At 61.7% G+C, this 14832-nt stretch carries 14 protein-coding genes and 1 tRNA gene; 13 read left to right on the top strand and 2 right to left on the bottom strand.

Annotation, left to right across the window (positions count from 1 at the left end; all coding sequences use genetic code 11):
- Positions 1–11: 11 nt before the first annotated feature.
- The 11 genes from FJ973_RS22355 (at position 12) to FJ973_RS22305 (ending at position 12130) form a co-directional block, all read left to right on the top strand.
- On the top strand, positions 12–1421 hold the full coding sequence (locus tag FJ973_RS22355) for an aspartate aminotransferase family protein (RefSeq protein WP_140557751.1): 1410 nt from the start codon (positions 12–14) through the stop codon (positions 1419–1421).
- Between the two features lie 128 nt (positions 1422–1549).
- A complete protein-coding gene (locus tag FJ973_RS22350) occupies positions 1550–2317 on the top strand; it encodes a DeoR/GlpR family DNA-binding transcription regulator (protein WP_140515319.1) in 768 nt (255 codons plus the stop codon).
- Between the two features lie 124 nt (positions 2318–2441).
- Complete coding sequence (gene glpD / locus FJ973_RS22345) at positions 2442–3968, top strand: glycerol-3-phosphate dehydrogenase (protein WP_140557749.1); 1527 nt, start codon at positions 2442–2444, stop codon at positions 3966–3968.
- 36 nt (positions 3969–4004) lie between these two features.
- Positions 4005–5084 (top strand): ABC transporter ATP-binding protein, encoded by a 1080-nt coding sequence (locus FJ973_RS22340; protein ID WP_140557748.1) that lies wholly within the window; start codon positions 4005–4007, stop codon positions 5082–5084.
- A 10-nt stretch (positions 5085–5094) separates the two neighbouring features.
- Positions 5095–6162, top strand: coding sequence for an ABC transporter ATP-binding protein (locus FJ973_RS22335; RefSeq protein ID WP_140498794.1), 1068 nt, complete (start codon positions 5095–5097; stop codon positions 6160–6162).
- The gene (locus FJ973_RS22330; RefSeq protein ID WP_140557746.1) at positions 6163–7029 is read left to right on the top strand and encodes a sugar ABC transporter permease; all 867 of its coding nucleotides are present in this window, start codon (positions 6163–6165) and stop codon (positions 7027–7029) included.
- A 1-nt stretch (position 7030) separates the two neighbouring features.
- A complete protein-coding gene (locus tag FJ973_RS22325) occupies positions 7031–7951 on the top strand; it encodes a carbohydrate ABC transporter permease (protein ID WP_140498790.1) in 921 nt (306 codons plus the stop codon).
- Between the two features lie 2 nt (positions 7952–7953).
- Positions 7954–8241, top strand: coding sequence for a DUF2160 domain-containing protein (locus tag FJ973_RS22320; RefSeq protein ID WP_140498788.1), 288 nt, complete (start codon positions 7954–7956; stop codon positions 8239–8241).
- An 82-nt stretch (positions 8242–8323) separates the two neighbouring features.
- Positions 8324–10048 (top strand): ABC transporter substrate-binding protein, encoded by a 1725-nt coding sequence (locus FJ973_RS22315; RefSeq protein WP_140498786.1) that lies wholly within the window; start codon positions 8324–8326, stop codon positions 10046–10048.
- 93 nt (positions 10049–10141) lie between these two features.
- Positions 10142–11635 carry a glycerol kinase GlpK gene (glpK, locus tag FJ973_RS22310; protein WP_140557744.1) on the top strand — a complete coding sequence of 498 codons (1494 nt, stop codon included), beginning with the start codon at positions 10142–10144 and terminating at the stop codon, positions 11633–11635.
- A 27-nt stretch (positions 11636–11662) separates the two neighbouring features.
- Complete coding sequence (locus FJ973_RS22305) at positions 11663–12130, top strand: DUF6882 domain-containing protein (protein WP_140557742.1); 468 nt, start codon at positions 11663–11665, stop codon at positions 12128–12130.
- A 99-nt stretch (positions 12131–12229) separates the two neighbouring features.
- On the opposite strand, the gene FJ973_RS22300 is transcribed toward FJ973_RS22305, so the two are convergent.
- Complete coding sequence (locus tag FJ973_RS22300; RefSeq protein WP_140669967.1) at positions 12230–12700, bottom strand: BA14K family protein; 471 nt, start codon at positions 12698–12700, stop codon at positions 12230–12232.
- A 300-nt stretch (positions 12701–13000) separates the two neighbouring features.
- Between FJ973_RS22300 and FJ973_RS22295 the strand changes: the two genes are divergently transcribed.
- Positions 13001–13076, top strand: a tRNA-Lys gene (locus FJ973_RS22295).
- Between the two features lies 1 nt (position 13077).
- Here FJ973_RS22295 and FJ973_RS22290 read toward each other — a convergent pair.
- The gene (locus tag FJ973_RS22290) at positions 13078–13524 is read right to left on the bottom strand and encodes a hypothetical protein (protein WP_246675928.1); all 447 of its coding nucleotides are present in this window, start codon (positions 13522–13524) and stop codon (positions 13078–13080) included.
- 206 nt (positions 13525–13730) lie between these two features.
- Between FJ973_RS22290 and FJ973_RS22285 the strand changes: the two genes are divergently transcribed.
- Positions 13731–14789: a glycosyltransferase family 4 protein gene (locus FJ973_RS22285; protein WP_140557737.1), complete on the top strand. Its 1059-nt coding sequence runs from the start codon at positions 13731–13733 to the stop codon at positions 14787–14789.
- The last annotated feature ends 43 nt before the right edge of the window (positions 14790–14832 follow it).

Genomic DNA, 14832 nt, shown 5'->3' with positions numbered 1-14832 from the left:
GGGAGGACAGGATGAACAGTGACGATTTCCGGCAATGGTCGCGGCGGGCCGCCGACTGGGCCGCCGACTACCGCGAAACGCTGCGCCAGCGCCCGGTGCGGCCGCTGGTCGAGCCCGGCGACATATTCAGGAGCATAGAAGCCTCGCCGCCCGAAGACGCGGAGCCGATGGACAGGATCTTCGCCGATTTCGAGGAGAAGATCCTGCCGGGCATGACGCATTGGCAGCATCCCCGCTTCTTCGCCTATTTTCCGGCCAACGCGGCACCAGTTTCTGTGGTGGCTGAGTATCTGGTCTCTGCGATGGCCGCGCAGTGCATGCTGTGGCAGACCTCGCCGGCGGCGACGGAGCTCGAAACGCGGACTGTCGATTGGATGCGCCAGGCGCTCGGCCTGCCGGAAGGCTTTTCCGGGGTCATCCAGGATTCTGCCTCCTCCGCGACGCTGGCGGCGGTACTGACGATGCGCGAACGCGCGCTCGACTGGCAGGGCAACAAAAAGGGCCTGGCGGGGCAGGCGCGGTTGCGCATCTACTCGTCGGATCAGGTGCATACTTCGATCGACCGGGCGATCTGGGTGGCCGGTATCGGTGAGGACAATCTCGTGCGCATTCCGGTCGCCGGCCGCTTTCGCGCCATGGACATAGCGGCCCTCGAGGCGGCGATCGTCGCCGACAAGAAGGCAGGCTTGCTGTCGGCGGGTATCGTCGCCTGCGTCGGCGGCACCAGCACCGGTGGCACTGACGATATCGCCGGCGTCGCCGCGATCGCCAAACGCCACGGGGTCTATCTTCACGTGGATGCCGCCTGGGCGGGATCGGCGATGATCTGCCCGGAATACCGGCATTTCTGGGCCGGTGTGGAGCAGGCGGATTCTATCGTCTTCAACCCGCATAAATGGCTGGGCGCGCAGTTCGACTGCTCGATCCAGTTCCTGCGCGACCCCGAAAGCCATGTCAGGACGCTTGCCATCAAGCCGGATTATCTGAAGACGCACGGTCATGACGGCATCATCAACTATTCCGAATGGTCGGTGCCGCTCGGCCGCCGCTTCCGCGCGCTGAAACTGTGGTTCCTGCTGCGTGCCTATGGACTGGAAGGCCTGCGCACGATGATCCGCAACCATGTCGCCTGGAGCGAAGGCCTGGCAGCGCGCCTGGCCGACGAGCCGGATTTCGAGATCGTCACCGAGCCGATGCTGTCGCTGTTTTCGTTCCGGCACAAGGCGGAGGGAGCCGATGCCGACGAGCACAATCTCCGGCTTGTCAATGCGATCAATGATGACGGACGCATCTACCTGACACAGACCAGGGTGAACGGGCGCGTCGCCATCCGCTTCCAGGTCGGCCAGTTCGAGGCGACCGCGGCGGATGTCGATTCGGCTTTTGCCGCCATCACCGAAATCGCGCGCGGATTAACCTGAGGCTGCTGAGTCGGAACTGCGACCAAGTTTGCCTTTGCTATCATGCGGTTTCCATTAGCCGGCTTACGCCTTTTCATTGCTTTCGTTTTCGTCTATGATCAAGAAAAACGAAAGCAAAAGGTCTTCAGATGTATCTGTCGCCGCGCCATGCCGAAATCGTCCAAATGGCCAAGGATCACGGCCGCGTTCTGGTCGACGATCTGGCCACCCACTTCAACGTCACGCCGCAGACCATCCGCAAGGACCTCAACGATCTTTGCGACCAGCGGTTGCTGTCGCGCATCCATGGCGGCGCCTTGTTTCCTTCCGGCATCGAGAACATGGAATACGAAGCCAGGCGCAAGATCGCCGCCGAGGAGAAGGAGGCGATCGGCAGCGCGGCCGCCAGGCTGATTCCGGACAACGCCTCGTTGTTCATCAATATCGGCACCACGACGGAGTCGGTCAGCAAGGCGCTGCTGGATCACAGCGGCCTCATGGTCATCACCAATAACATCAATGTTGCCAACAGGATGCGCATCTATCCTTCGATCGAGGTGGTGATCGCGGGCGGGGTGGTTCGCGGCTCGGATGGCGGCGTCGTCGGCGAGGCGGCGGTGGATTTCATCAGGCAGTTCAAAGTCGACTACGCCGTCATCGGCGCCTCGGCGATCGACCATGACGGGGCCTTGCTCGATTTCGATTTCCGCGAGGTCAAGGTCGCGCAAGCCATTATCGCCAATGCCAGGCACGTCATCCTGGTCTCCGACCGGACCAAATTCGAGCGCACGGCGCCGGTTCGCATCGGCCATCTGTCGCAGGTCAACACCTTCATCACCGACCGCTGCGATATCCCCTCGGTGCGCAAGATCTGCCAGGAGGCCGAGGTTCAACTGATCGAAACCTCGCTCGATTGAGGACGTTGCAGCGCTTTCACGAGCTTGTGATATTTCGTTTGACATTCGTTATGAGTTCGAAATAATTCCGCCACGGTTTCGCAAAAGAGCCAAATGGTGCAATGCGAAATCGCTGGAGGAATTGGTGGACGCATCTTCGATCCGTGACATTTTCGTCATAGGCGGTGGCATCAATGGCTGCGGCATTGCCCGTGATGCCGCCGGCCGCGGGTTTTCGGTATTTCTGGCCGAGATGGACGATCTCGCCAGCGGAACCTCCTCAGGCTCGACCAAGCTGATCCATGGTGGCCTGCGTTATCTCGAATTCTACGAATTCCGCCTGGTGCGCGAAGCGCTGATGGAACGGGAGGTACTGTGGAAGAACGCGCCGCACATCATCTGGCCGATGCGCTTCGTGCTGCCCTATGCCAAGGGCCTGCGTCCGGCCTGGCTGATCAGGCTCGGCCTTTTCCTTTACGATCATATTGGCGGGCGCAAATTGCTGCCGGCGACCAGGACCCTGGACATGGCCACCGACCCTGCCGGCAAGCCATTGAAACCATTGTTCAAGAAGGCCTTCGAATATTCCGACGGCTGGGTCAACGATGCGCGGCTGGTGACGCTGAACGCGCGTGACGCCGCCGACCGGGGCGCGACCATCCGCACCCGCACCAAGGTGGTCGGGGCGCGCCGCGAAGGCGGGCTGTGGACGATCAGGATCGAAAATCTGCGGACCGGCGAGACCGAAGAGGTCAAGGCGCGGCTGCTGGTCAATGCCGCGGGCCCCTGGGTCGATCATGTGCTTTCCGGCGTCGTCGGCCTCAACGATGTGCACAATGTCCGCCTCGTGCAGGGCAGTCACATCGTCATCGCGAAGAAATTCGACGATCCACGCGCCTATTTCTTCCAGAACAAGGATGGCCGCATCATCTTCGCCATTCCTTACGAGGACGAGTTCACGCTGATCGGCACCACCGACCAGGACTATCCCGGCGATCCGCACGACGTGAAGATCAGCGACACCGAGATCGACTATCTCTGCGCGGCGGCAAGCGAGTACTTCGCCCAACCCGTCAGGCGCTCGGATATCGTCTGGACCTATTCGGCCGTGCGTCCGCTTTATGATGATGGCGCTTCGAAGGCGCAGGAGGCGACACGCGACTATGTGCTGAAGGCCGATGGCGGCGAGGGCACAGCCCCGATCGTCAACACGTTCGGCGGCAAGATCACCACCTATCGCCGGCTGTCGGAATCGATGCTGGAGAAGATCGAAGGCTTTCTCGGCAGGCGCGGCAAGCCGTGGACGGCAAATGCGCCGCTGCCGGGCGGCGATTTCGCGGCGACCGGTTTTGATGCGCAAGTGGCGAGGCTGAAGAGCGCCTATCCCTTTCTCGACCAGCGTTTGGCGCGCCGGCTCACGCGGCTCTACGGCACGCGCGCGCAGATGTTGCTTGGCCTTGCCAAATCGAATGCCGACCTCGGCCGCAATTTCGGCGCGGACCTTTACGAGGCCGAGGTGCGCTACCTCGTCGAGAACGAATGGGCCGTCACATCGCAAGATGTGCTGTGGCGTCGGACCAAGCGCGGCCTGCATTTCAGCCGCGAGCAGACGGCGGCGTTGGATGAATTCATGCGCGGCATAAGCCGCCGCCACGTCGCGGCCGCGGAATGAAGGGCTGCTGATGCACACGGCCTGGGAGGAGGCATCATGCTGGAACTGAGGAACGTCACCAAGACGGTCGGCGCGGTGGAGCATATCCGCGACGTGTCGCTGACGCTCCAGCATGGCTCGCTGAACGTGCTGCTCGGGCCGACGCTGTCCGGCAAGACCAGCCTGATGCGGCTGATGGCCGGCCTCGACGCGCCGACTTCCGGCTCGGTCTGGTTCGACGGCAAGGACGTCACCGGACAGCCTGTTCAAAAGCGCAAGATCGCCATGGTCTACCAGCAGTTCATCAACTACCCCGCGATGAGCGTCTACGAAAACATCGCTTCGCCATTGCGGGTAGCGGGCGTCGAGAAGGCCAGGATCGACAGTCAGGTGCGGGAAGCCGCTGCCCTGCTCAAGCTGACGCCCTATTTGGACCGCACGCCGCTCAGCCTGTCCGGTGGCCAGCAACAGCGCACCGCACTGGCGCGCGCCATCGTCAAGAATGCAAGCCTGGTGCTGCTCGATGAGCCGCTCGCCAATCTCGACTACAAGCTGCGCGAGGAATTGCGCGCAGAACTGCCGAGGATCTTCGCCGCCGCCGGTACCATCTTCGTCTATGCCACGACCGAACCGCACGAGGCGCTGCTGCTCGGCGGCAATACGGCGACGCTGTCGCAAGGCCGCATCACCCAGTTCGGCCCGACCATCGAGGTGTTCCGCAAACCGGTCGACCTGGTGACGGCCAGGACCTTCGCCGATCCGCCGCTCAACACGATCGTGCTGGTCAAGAACGGGCCCGATTTCCTGCTGGAGGGCGGCGTCAAGCTGCCGGTGCCGCCGGAACTTGTCGGCATTGCCGACGGCAATTACACGATCGGCTTCCAGCCGCACCATCTGTCGCTCGAGCGGCCGGATGCGAGTGCCGTGCCGGTGCGGGCAAAGGTCACCATCACCGAGATCACCGGCTCGGAAAGTTTCATCCATCTTGATTTCGCCGACGCGCGCTGGGTGATGCTGACCCATGGCATCCGCGATTTCGAGACCGACGAAGTGGTCGAAGTGTTCATCGACCCGCGTCACATCATGGTTTTCGACCAACACGGCGTCGCCGTGGCCGCGGCAAAGCTGGCGGCCTGAGGAGAAAACGATGGCGCGCATCGACGTCAACCATGTCAGGCACTCATATCTGCCGAACCCGCGTACCGATGCGGATTTCGCGCTGCGGGAGGTGCACCACACTTTCGAGGACGGTGGCGCCTATGCGCTGCTAGGCCCATCCGGCTGCGGCAAGACCACGCTGCTCAACATCATTTCCGGCCTGCTCCACCCCTCGCACGGCCAATTGCTGTTCAACGGCAGGGATGTCACGAGACTGTCGACGCAGGAGCGCAACATCGCGCAGGTGTTCCAGTTCCCGGTCATCTACGACACGATGACCGTCTACGACAACCTGGCTTTCCCGCTGCGCAACCGCGGCGTTCCGGAGGCCGATGTCGACCGCAAGGTGCGCGAGACACTCGACATGATCGACCTGGCGGACTGGGCCAGGAAGAAGGCGAGGGGCCTGACCGCCGACCAGAAGCAGAAGATCTCGCTCGGCCGCGGACTGGTGCGCTCGGATGTCAATGCGATCCTGTTCGACGAGCCGCTGACCGTCATCGACCCGCACATGAAGTGGGTGCTGCGCTCGCAGTTGAAGCAGCTTCACCGCCGCTTCGGCTACACCATGGTCTATGTCACGCACGACCAGACAGAGGCGCTGACCTTCGCCGACCAGGTGGTGGTCATGTATGATGGCGGCATCGTGCAGATCGGCACGCCGGCCGAGCTGTTCGAGCGGCCGCGCCACACCTTCGTCGGCTACTTCATCGGCTCGCCCGGCATGAACGTCATGCCGGTAGCGATCGATGGCAAGACAGCGACGCTTGGTTCCCAACGCATCCAATTGCCAGGCGCGCCGAAGGCCGGAAGCGGCGTCGTCGAACTCGGCATCCGTCCCGAATATGTCAGGCTCGGCCGCGATGGCATGGCCGTCCACGTCAGCAAGGTCGAGGATGTGGGCCGCCACAAGGTCGTGCGCGCCAGTCTGGAAGGCCGCGAGATCGCCGCCGTCATCGGCGAGGACGAAACCGTTCCCGCCGATCCAAAAGTGCGGTTCGATCCAGCCGGCATCAACATCTATGCCGATTCCTGGCGTGTCGAGATGGGGGCGTAGATGGAAAAGCCCTGGAACAACAAGGCCTGGTTGCTCGTGCTGCCGATGCTCGTGCTGGTGGCGTTCTCGGCCGTCATCCCGCTGATGACCGTCGTCAACTACTCGGTACAGGACACGTTCGGCAATAACGTCTTCTTCTGGGCGGGGACCGAATGGTTCGAGGAGTTGCTGCATTCCGATCGCTTCTGGGAAGCCATGGTGCGCAACCTGATCTTCTCCTTCATCATCCTGGCGATCGAAGTGCCGCTCGGCATCTTCATTGCCCTCAACATGCCCAAAAAGGGCTGGGGCGTGCCGGTCTGCCTGGTGCTGATGGCGCTGCCGCTCTTGATCCCGTGGAATGTCGTCGGCACGATCTGGCAGGTGTTCGGCCGCAACGATATCGGCCTGCTCGGCTATTACGTCAACGCGCTCGGCATCGACTACAATTACGTGCAGGATCCGTTCGACGCCTGGGTCACCGTCATCATCATGGACGTCTGGCACTGGACCAGCCTCGTCGTGCTGCTCTGCTATGCCGGCCTGGTCTCGATCCCCGACGCCTTCTACCAGGCAGCCAAGATCGATGGCGCCTCGCGCTGGGCGGTGTTCCGCTACATCCAGTTGCCGAAGATGAAGCGCGTGCTTCTGATCGCGGTGCTGCTGCGTTTCATGGACAGTTTCATGATCTACACCGAGCCCTTCGTCGTCACCGGCGGCGGTCCGGGCAATTCGACGACCTTCCTGTCGATCGACCTCGTCAAGACCGCGCTCGGACAGTTCGACCTCGGTCCGGCGGCGGCGATGTCGCTGGTCTACTTCCTGATCATCCTGTTGTTGTCGTGGGTGTTCTACACCGTGATGACCAACTACGACGCGGAACGCTGATATGGCCGGCGCCAACGAACGTACCGAGCGCAACCTGGTGAACGGGACCGCCGCTTCGGAAAGACTCGCCAGTTCGCTGTCGCAGAGCGAGCTGGACAGGCGCATGCGCCGCCGTGGCGAGGAATCGCGCTGGTGGTGGATCGTGCCGACGCTCTACATCATCGTCCTGCTGCTGCCGATCTACTGGCTCATCAATATGAGCTTCAAGACCAATGCGGAGATCGTCAATTCGCTGACGCTCTATCCGCATGCGCCGACGCTGCGCAACTACACCATCATCTTCACCGATGCGTCCTGGTATTCGGGCTACATCAATTCGATCACCTATGTGGTGATGAACATGGTGATCTCGGTCGCCGTGGCGCTTCCGGCGGCTTACGCCTTTTCGCGCTACCGGTTCCTCGGCGACAAGCATCTGTTCTTCTGGCTTTTGACCAACCGCATGGCACCGCCGGCGGTGTTCGCGCTGCCGTTCTTCCAGCTTTATTCGGCATTCGGCCTCATCGATACGCATATCGCGGTGGCGCTGGCGCACTGCCTGTTCAACGTGCCGCTGGCGGTGTGGATCCTTGAGGGCTTCATGTCCGGAGTGCCGAAGGAGATCGACGAAACGGCCTACATAGACGGCTATTCGTTTCCGCGTTTCTTCGTGAAGATATTCATGCCGCTGATCGCCAGCGGCATCGGCGTCGCCTGCTTCTTCTGCTTCATGTTCTCATGGGTGGAACTGCTCATCGCCCGCACGCTGACCACCACCGATGCCAAGCCGATCGCCGCTACCATGACCCGCACCGTGTCGGCGTCGGGAATGGACTGGGGGCTGCTGGCAGCCGCCGGGGTGCTGACGCTGATCCCCGGGGCGCTCGTCATCTGGTTCGTTCGCAACTACATCGCCAAGGGCTTCGCCCTGGGGAGGGTGTGACCATGAACCTCGACTTCTCCTGGATGGCGTGGACCTGGCCGACGGCCGCCTTCTTCGCCGTCATAGCGCTGCTGCTGGTCGGCATGGGTGTCTGGGAATATGCCTCGCCCGGCGGCGATCCGCGCATCGGCGTGCTGCGTTTCAAGACGACGCGCGGCGATCGTCTCTTCGTTTCGCTGCTTGGCAGCGCCTTCATCCATCTCGCTTGGCTGGGTCTTGTCGGACCCAGCCTGTGGTGGGCTCTCGCTCTCTCCGTGGTCTACGCCATCGGCGTCTTCCGCTACGTATAGAGGGGGAAACTGTTGGAGCGGCCGCTTGTTGGCGGCCTCTCCAGATCGCACTTGAAGTCTTTTCAAACGTGGAGGAAACACAATGCGACGGCAATTATTGACATCTACGACCGCCCTTGTCCTCTTGCTCGGCGTGGGCAACGCCTATGCCGGCATGGACGAGGCAAAAGCCTTTCTTGACAAGGAGATAGGCGATCTGTCGACGCTTTCGCGCGCCGATCAGGAAAAGGAAATGCAGTGGTTCGTCGACGCCGCCAAGCCGTTCGCCGGCATGGATATCAAGGTCGTGTCGGAAACGCTGACGACGCATCAATACGAGTCGCAGGTTCTGGCTCCGGCCTTCACCGCCATCACCGGCATCAAGGTCACGCACGACGTCATCCAGGAAGGCGACGTCGTTGAAAAGATCCAGACCCAGATGCAGACTGGCCAGAACCTCTATGACGGCTGGGTCAACGATTCCGACCTGATCGGCACCCACTGGCGTTACCAGCAGGTGCGCAACCTGACCGACTGGATGGCGGGCGAAGGCAAGGATGTCACCAATCCGAACCTCGATGTGAAGGATTTCATCGGCACCTCCTTCACCACCGCTCCGGACAAGAAGCTCTATCAGCTTCCCGACCAGCAGTTCGCCAACCTCTACTGGTTCCGCTACGACTGGTTCAACGACGAGAAGAACAAGGCCGACTTCAAGGCCAAGTACGGCTACGATCTCGGCGTTCCCGTCAATTGGTCGGCCTATGAGGACATTGCCGAGTTCTTCACCGGCCGCGACGTCGACGGCAAGAAGGTCTACGGCCATATGGACTATGGCAAGAAGGACCCGTCGCTCGGCTGGCGCTTTACCGATGCCTGGCTATCGATGGCCGGCAATGGCGACAAGGGTATCCCGAACGGCCTGCCGGTCGACGAATGGGGCATCAAGGTCAACGAGAAATCGCAGCCGGTCGGCTCCTGCACGGCGCGGGGCGGCGACACCAACGGCCCGGCCGCCGTCTACTCGATCCAGAAATATCTCGATTGGCTGAAGGCCTACGCACCACAGGAAGCGCAGGGCATGACCTTCTCGGAATCCGGTCCGGTTCCCGCGCAGGGCAATGTTGCCCAGCAGATCTTCTGGTACACGGCCTTCACCGCCGACATGGTCAAGCCCGGCCTGCCCGTCATGAACGACGACGGCACGCCGAAATGGCGCATGGCTCCGTCGCCGCACGGTGTCTACTGGAAGGACGGCATGAAGCTCGGCTACCAGGATGTCGGTTCGTGGACGCTGATGAAGTCGACCCCGACCGACCGTGCCAAGGCCGCCTGGCTCTACGCCCAGTTCGTCACCTCGAAGACGGTGGACGTGAAGAAGAGCCATGTCGGCCTCACCTTCATCCGCGACTCCACCATTCACGACAAGAGCTTCACGGAGCGCGCGCCGAAGCTCGGCGGCCTGATCGAGTTCTATCGCTCGCCGGCCCGCGTGCAATGGTCGCCGACCGGCACAAACGTGCCGGACTATCCGAAGCTGGCACAGCTGTGGTGGCAGGCGATCGGCGATGCCTCGTCGGGCGCAAAGAGTGCGCAGGAAGCGATGGATTCGCTTTGCGCCGAGCAGGAGAAGGTCATGGGCCGCATCGAGAGGTCCGGCGTCCAGGGCGATATCGGGCCGAAGCTCGCCGAGGAACATGATCTCGCCTACTGGAATGCCGACGCGGTCAAGGCCGGCAATCTCGCTCCTCAGCTCAAGATCGAGAACGAGAAGGAGAAGCCCCAGACCATCAACTATGACGAGCTGGTCAAGAGCTGGCAGAAGTAGGACTGACCTATGCGGGCGTTCGCGCCCGTGTAAAATTCAGGGAGGCGGCACGTTGCCGTCTCCCTTCTTTGTGTCGTGACGGAGGAAGTGCGAATGAATGGCTTTGTCCTGGCAATCGACCAAGGCACGACATCGAGCCGGTCGATTCTGTTCGACGGCGACATGAAAGTCGTCGGCAGCAGCCAGCAAGAATTCACCCAGCACTATCCTGCTTCCGGCTGGGTCGAGCATGACCCGGAAGATATCTGGGCCAGCGTCGTGGCGACCGTCAAGGGCGCATTGAAGAATGCCGGGCGGGAGGCATCGGACGTCGCCGCGCTCGGCATCACCAACCAGCGCGAGACCGTCGTCATCTGGGACAGGGCGACCGGCAAGCCGATCCACAACGCGATCGTCTGGCAAGACCGGCGCACCGCGCCGCTGTGCCGGAAGCTGAAGAAGCAGGGATTGGAAAAGACCTTCACCAGGAAGACCGGCCTGCTGCTCGATCCGTATTTCTCCGGCACGAAGATAGCCTGGATGCTGGACAAGGTGAAAGGCGCCAGGAGACGCGCCGAGAAAGGCGAATTGCTGGCCGGCACCATCGACAGTTTCCTGATCTGGCGCCTGACCGGCGGCAGGGTGCATGCCACCGACGCCACAAACGCCTCCCGCACGCTAGTCTACAACATCGAGAAGAATGCCTGGGACGACGAGCTGCTGGCCATCCTGAACATTCCGGCAAGGATGCTCCCCGAGGTGAAGGACTGCGCCGATGATTTTGGGATCACGCAGAAAAATCTCTTTGGCGCCGAGATAAGGATCCTCGGCGTTGCCGGCGACCAGCATGCCGCGACCATCGGCCAGGCCTGTTTCGAGCCCGGCATGATGAAATCGACCTACGGCACCGGCTGTTTCGCGCTGCTCAACACCGGTGCCGACCTGGTGCGCTCGAAGACCCGGCTGTTGACCACCATTGCCTACCGGCTGAACGGCAAGACCACCTATGCGCTGGAAGGTTCGATCTTCATCGCCGGAGCCGCAGTGCAGTGGCTGCGCGACGGCATCAAGGTGATCGGCAAGGCCGAACAGAGCGGCAAGCTGGCGGCCGAGGCCGATCCGACCCAGGACGTGTATCTGGTACCGGCCTTTGTCGGACTCGGCGCGCCCCACTGGGATGCCGAGGCGCGGGGCGCGATCTTTGGCCTGACCCGCAATTCGGGGCCGCCGGAGTTTGCCCGCGCCGCGCTCGAATCCGTCGCCTACCAGACGCGCGACCTGCTCGATGCCATGCGCAAGGATTGGAAGGGTACGGCGGCCAAGACGGTGCTTCGGGTCGACGGCGGCATGGTGGCATCCGACTGGACCATGCAACGGCTGGCCGACATTCTTGACGCGCCGGTCGACCGTCCGACCATTCTGGAGACGACCGCGCTCGGTGCCGCCTGGCTCGCCGGCTCGAAGGCGGGCGTGTGGCCGAAGGCGCGGGAATTCGCCAAGACATGGGCGCTCGACCGGCGCTTCAGACCGGACATGGAACCAGCGGTACGCTCGGCCAAGCTGGCGGGGTGGCGCGATGCTGTTCGCAGGACGCTGAGCGTGCCATAACCAACAGTCAGATCGGGCGAGGGGGAAATGAAGCCAAACTGGTACTCTGCTTGGCGCGCCGAGGCTATTAAACAACTTGAGGCCAAGAATAAGCGCTTGGAGGAAGAATTCCGCATCGGCCACTGGTCGCGCTATGACTTGAGCAACGGAAAGCTCTTGTTCTCCAAGGACGGAGCGATCAAGGTGATCACCGAAATCCAGATCGCCGGTTCCACGAATGTTAAGGCACAGAACTGGCTCTGGGCGTGGGCAAATTCAAATCTGCCCGATAGTCTTCTTAGAGATGCAAAGCTGGTTCGGTTCTTCGGTGAGAAGAACGGCATTGACGAACTGGCTCAGACTTACGTGATAGATGGGGATCAGCTGGAAGTGCTGGGTTGGGAATTGGCGGCCGTCACGGTTCGAATTTGCGATGCCGTCGGAGCGTACCGATCACCCCGTGGTGAAGGTGGCGGGCTTTATTATATGGTCAAGACCATTAATTGGGCCAGCTGATCACAGCCTGCCCGGGGACCGTCCTCGCACGACAGAAAGCCCGCGCCATTTCCGGCACGGGCTTTGACTTTCTATCCCTCTGACGAACACTGTCGCCCATCAGTAGGGTGAAATGCACTGCTGCCGCGGGCCGTTATACGGCTGGAACGTGTTGTCGGATGCGCGGTAGGAACGGTAACGGTCATAGCACCACTGCACATGCGAATTGCCTTCATAGACGCGGTTCCGGTTGTTGGCGATCGCGCCGGTTATCAGCGCGCCAGTGGCGAAAGCAGCAAGCGGGAACCAGAAATCGCCGTGACGGCGATAGCCCGGGCGATATTCACGGTAGCCGCGATGGCCGTTCCAGTAGGCTCCGCGGTTGTCGCGGTAGAAGTTGCGGTTGCCGCGAAACTCGCCGCGGAAGTTACGGCGCCGCTCCCAGGGCCTGTACTGCACGGTCTGGACATCGGACGAGACCGATGCAGGCTGCGGTACATAGGCCGGTGCGGCTTCGACCGGCATGGCAGCCGCCACTGCGAAGGAAGCTGACAGTGTGGTCGCCAGCAAACCCGACAGGACTTTGTTCATGATCTTCTCCTTGAGAGGTTGACGTCCCTTGTGGCGGAGGAAACGGACACGCTCGCGAATTGTTCCTGGAAAAAAAGGCAAGTTGCTGATTTGTAATGTTTCTCCGGTTTGGGATCGATGGAGGCCACAGGGTCTTTTGCCTGCCTGGCAAAGGTTCGGCATGTCCTTGCGGAAACGGCCGGCCGGGAGAGCCGGCACGGCGGGAACGCATGGCTTGGTGGCCCGTTTTTTCCGGTTGACCGGTCGAGGCACTCTCCCTATGTTCCGCGCAATTTCGAGGGCGCCGTTTCCAGCCCACGGGAGCGCGTAGCTCAGCCGGTAGAGCAACTGACTTTTAATCAGTAGGTCATGGGTTCGAATCCCATCGCGCTCACCACTCAGTCCCGTGACAAATGCACGTTCAGGACAGCGGCTTTTTTGGCGATCAGTCCTTCCAGATCCGCGTCCGATCGGGTGGTGCCGGTGCGTTCGCGCAGCAGGGAGATCATCGCGCGCATCGAAAGCGGGGCGGTTTTTTGCTGAACCAGGATCGCGTCCACCGCGCCGGCAACGTCGGGGCCTTCCGCTGGTGCTCTCATGGTCGGATCCTTTCTGTCCAGCTCCGCCTCGGTGCCGCCGACCGATCCTCTGATGCCGCGGTCAAAGACGACGGCCAACCCGTTCTTGACGGCGAGGGCCGCGACCATGTCGTCGAGTTCGTGGTCCGAAAAGCTGGGGTCGGAAGGCGTGGGTTTCAGGATTCTGTGAATCACCCTGGCGGCCTGGTCCGTCGAAACATAGCCGAAGCGCTGTTTTCTAGCTTCGACATATTGTTCGATGATCATGTCAAGCCGGCGGGCTGCAATGTCCTTTGATTGCTGCATCGGAACCTCCTCGGGTCGTCATGGCGCGCAGGAGCAGCACCTAAAGAGATAGGGCCGCCCGGAAGAACATCAAACATGAGAAATGACGCATCTGCCGATAGCGGAGGAACGATCGCGCCGCTGATGCATTTTTGCCTTTGACCAGCTTATTGAGGGAACGCAGGCCAATGAAGATCGCCCATATCGCGCCGCTGTATGAATCCGTGCCGCCAAGGCTCTATGGAGGCACCGAACGCATCATCTCCTATCTCACCGAAGCTCTGGTCGGGCTCGGCCACGATGTAACGTTGTTTGCCAGCGGCGATACCAGGACCTCCGCCCGGCTGGTCGCGTGTCGGGAACGGGCGCTGCGCCTCGATCCACGGCCGTTGAAGTCGGAGATCGCGGCGCATCTTTCGATGCTCGAGGAAGTCAGGAGACAGGCCGACGATTTCGACATTCTTCACTTCCATCTCAGCCACTTCCTGCATTTCCCGTTTTTCCGCCATATGCCGGAGCGAACGGTGACGACGCCGCATGGCAGGCTGGACTATGTGGATCTGGCACAGGCCTATGAGCGGTTCCCGCGTTTTCCGATGATTTCCATTTCACGCAGCCAGAGGACGAGGCTCGCGTCCGCCAACTGGTTGGCGACCATCCATCATGGGCTGCCGCTCGATCTCTATGGGCCGGATTTTGAAGCCGGCTCCGACGGTACATATCTGGCGTTCCTCGGCAGGATGTCGCGCGACAAGCGGCCGGACCGGGCCATCGAGATTGCCAGGCGCACGGGCCTGAGGCTCAAGCTCGCGGCCAAGGTGGGCGACGGTGACCGGGCCTATTTCGAGGAGGTCGTCCAGCCGCTGATCGATGGCGATCGCGTCGAATATGTCGGCGAGATCAGCGAGGACCAGAAGAGCAGCTTTCTCGGCAACGCCGCTGCCTTGCTGTTTCCCATCGACTGGCCCGAGCCTTTTGGTCTGGCGGTAATCGAGGCCATGGCCTGCGGAACCCCTGTCATGGCTTGGAGCTGCGGCGCCATGCCCGAGATCATCGATCACGGTGTGACCGGCTTCGTCGTCGAAACCATCGAGGACGCCGTCGCCACCATGCCGGCCCTGCTCCAGCTCGACAGGCGCCGGATAAGGGCCGTTTTCGAAGGACGGTTCTCGGCCGACCGCATGGCGCGCGACTATGTCGCCACCTATTCACAGGCGATCGACACTCAACAAATCAGGGCTTCCTAGTACAGTGCCCCGTTCAGAAACAAGCACGGGACAGTCTTCTTGA

This window comes from Mesorhizobium sp. B2-1-3 (assembly GCF_006442495.1).
GTDB lineage: Bacteria > Pseudomonadota > Alphaproteobacteria > Rhizobiales > Rhizobiaceae > Mesorhizobium.
Note: the sequence above shows the minus strand (reverse complement) of the source record. Positions and strands in the feature narration are given on the sequence as shown.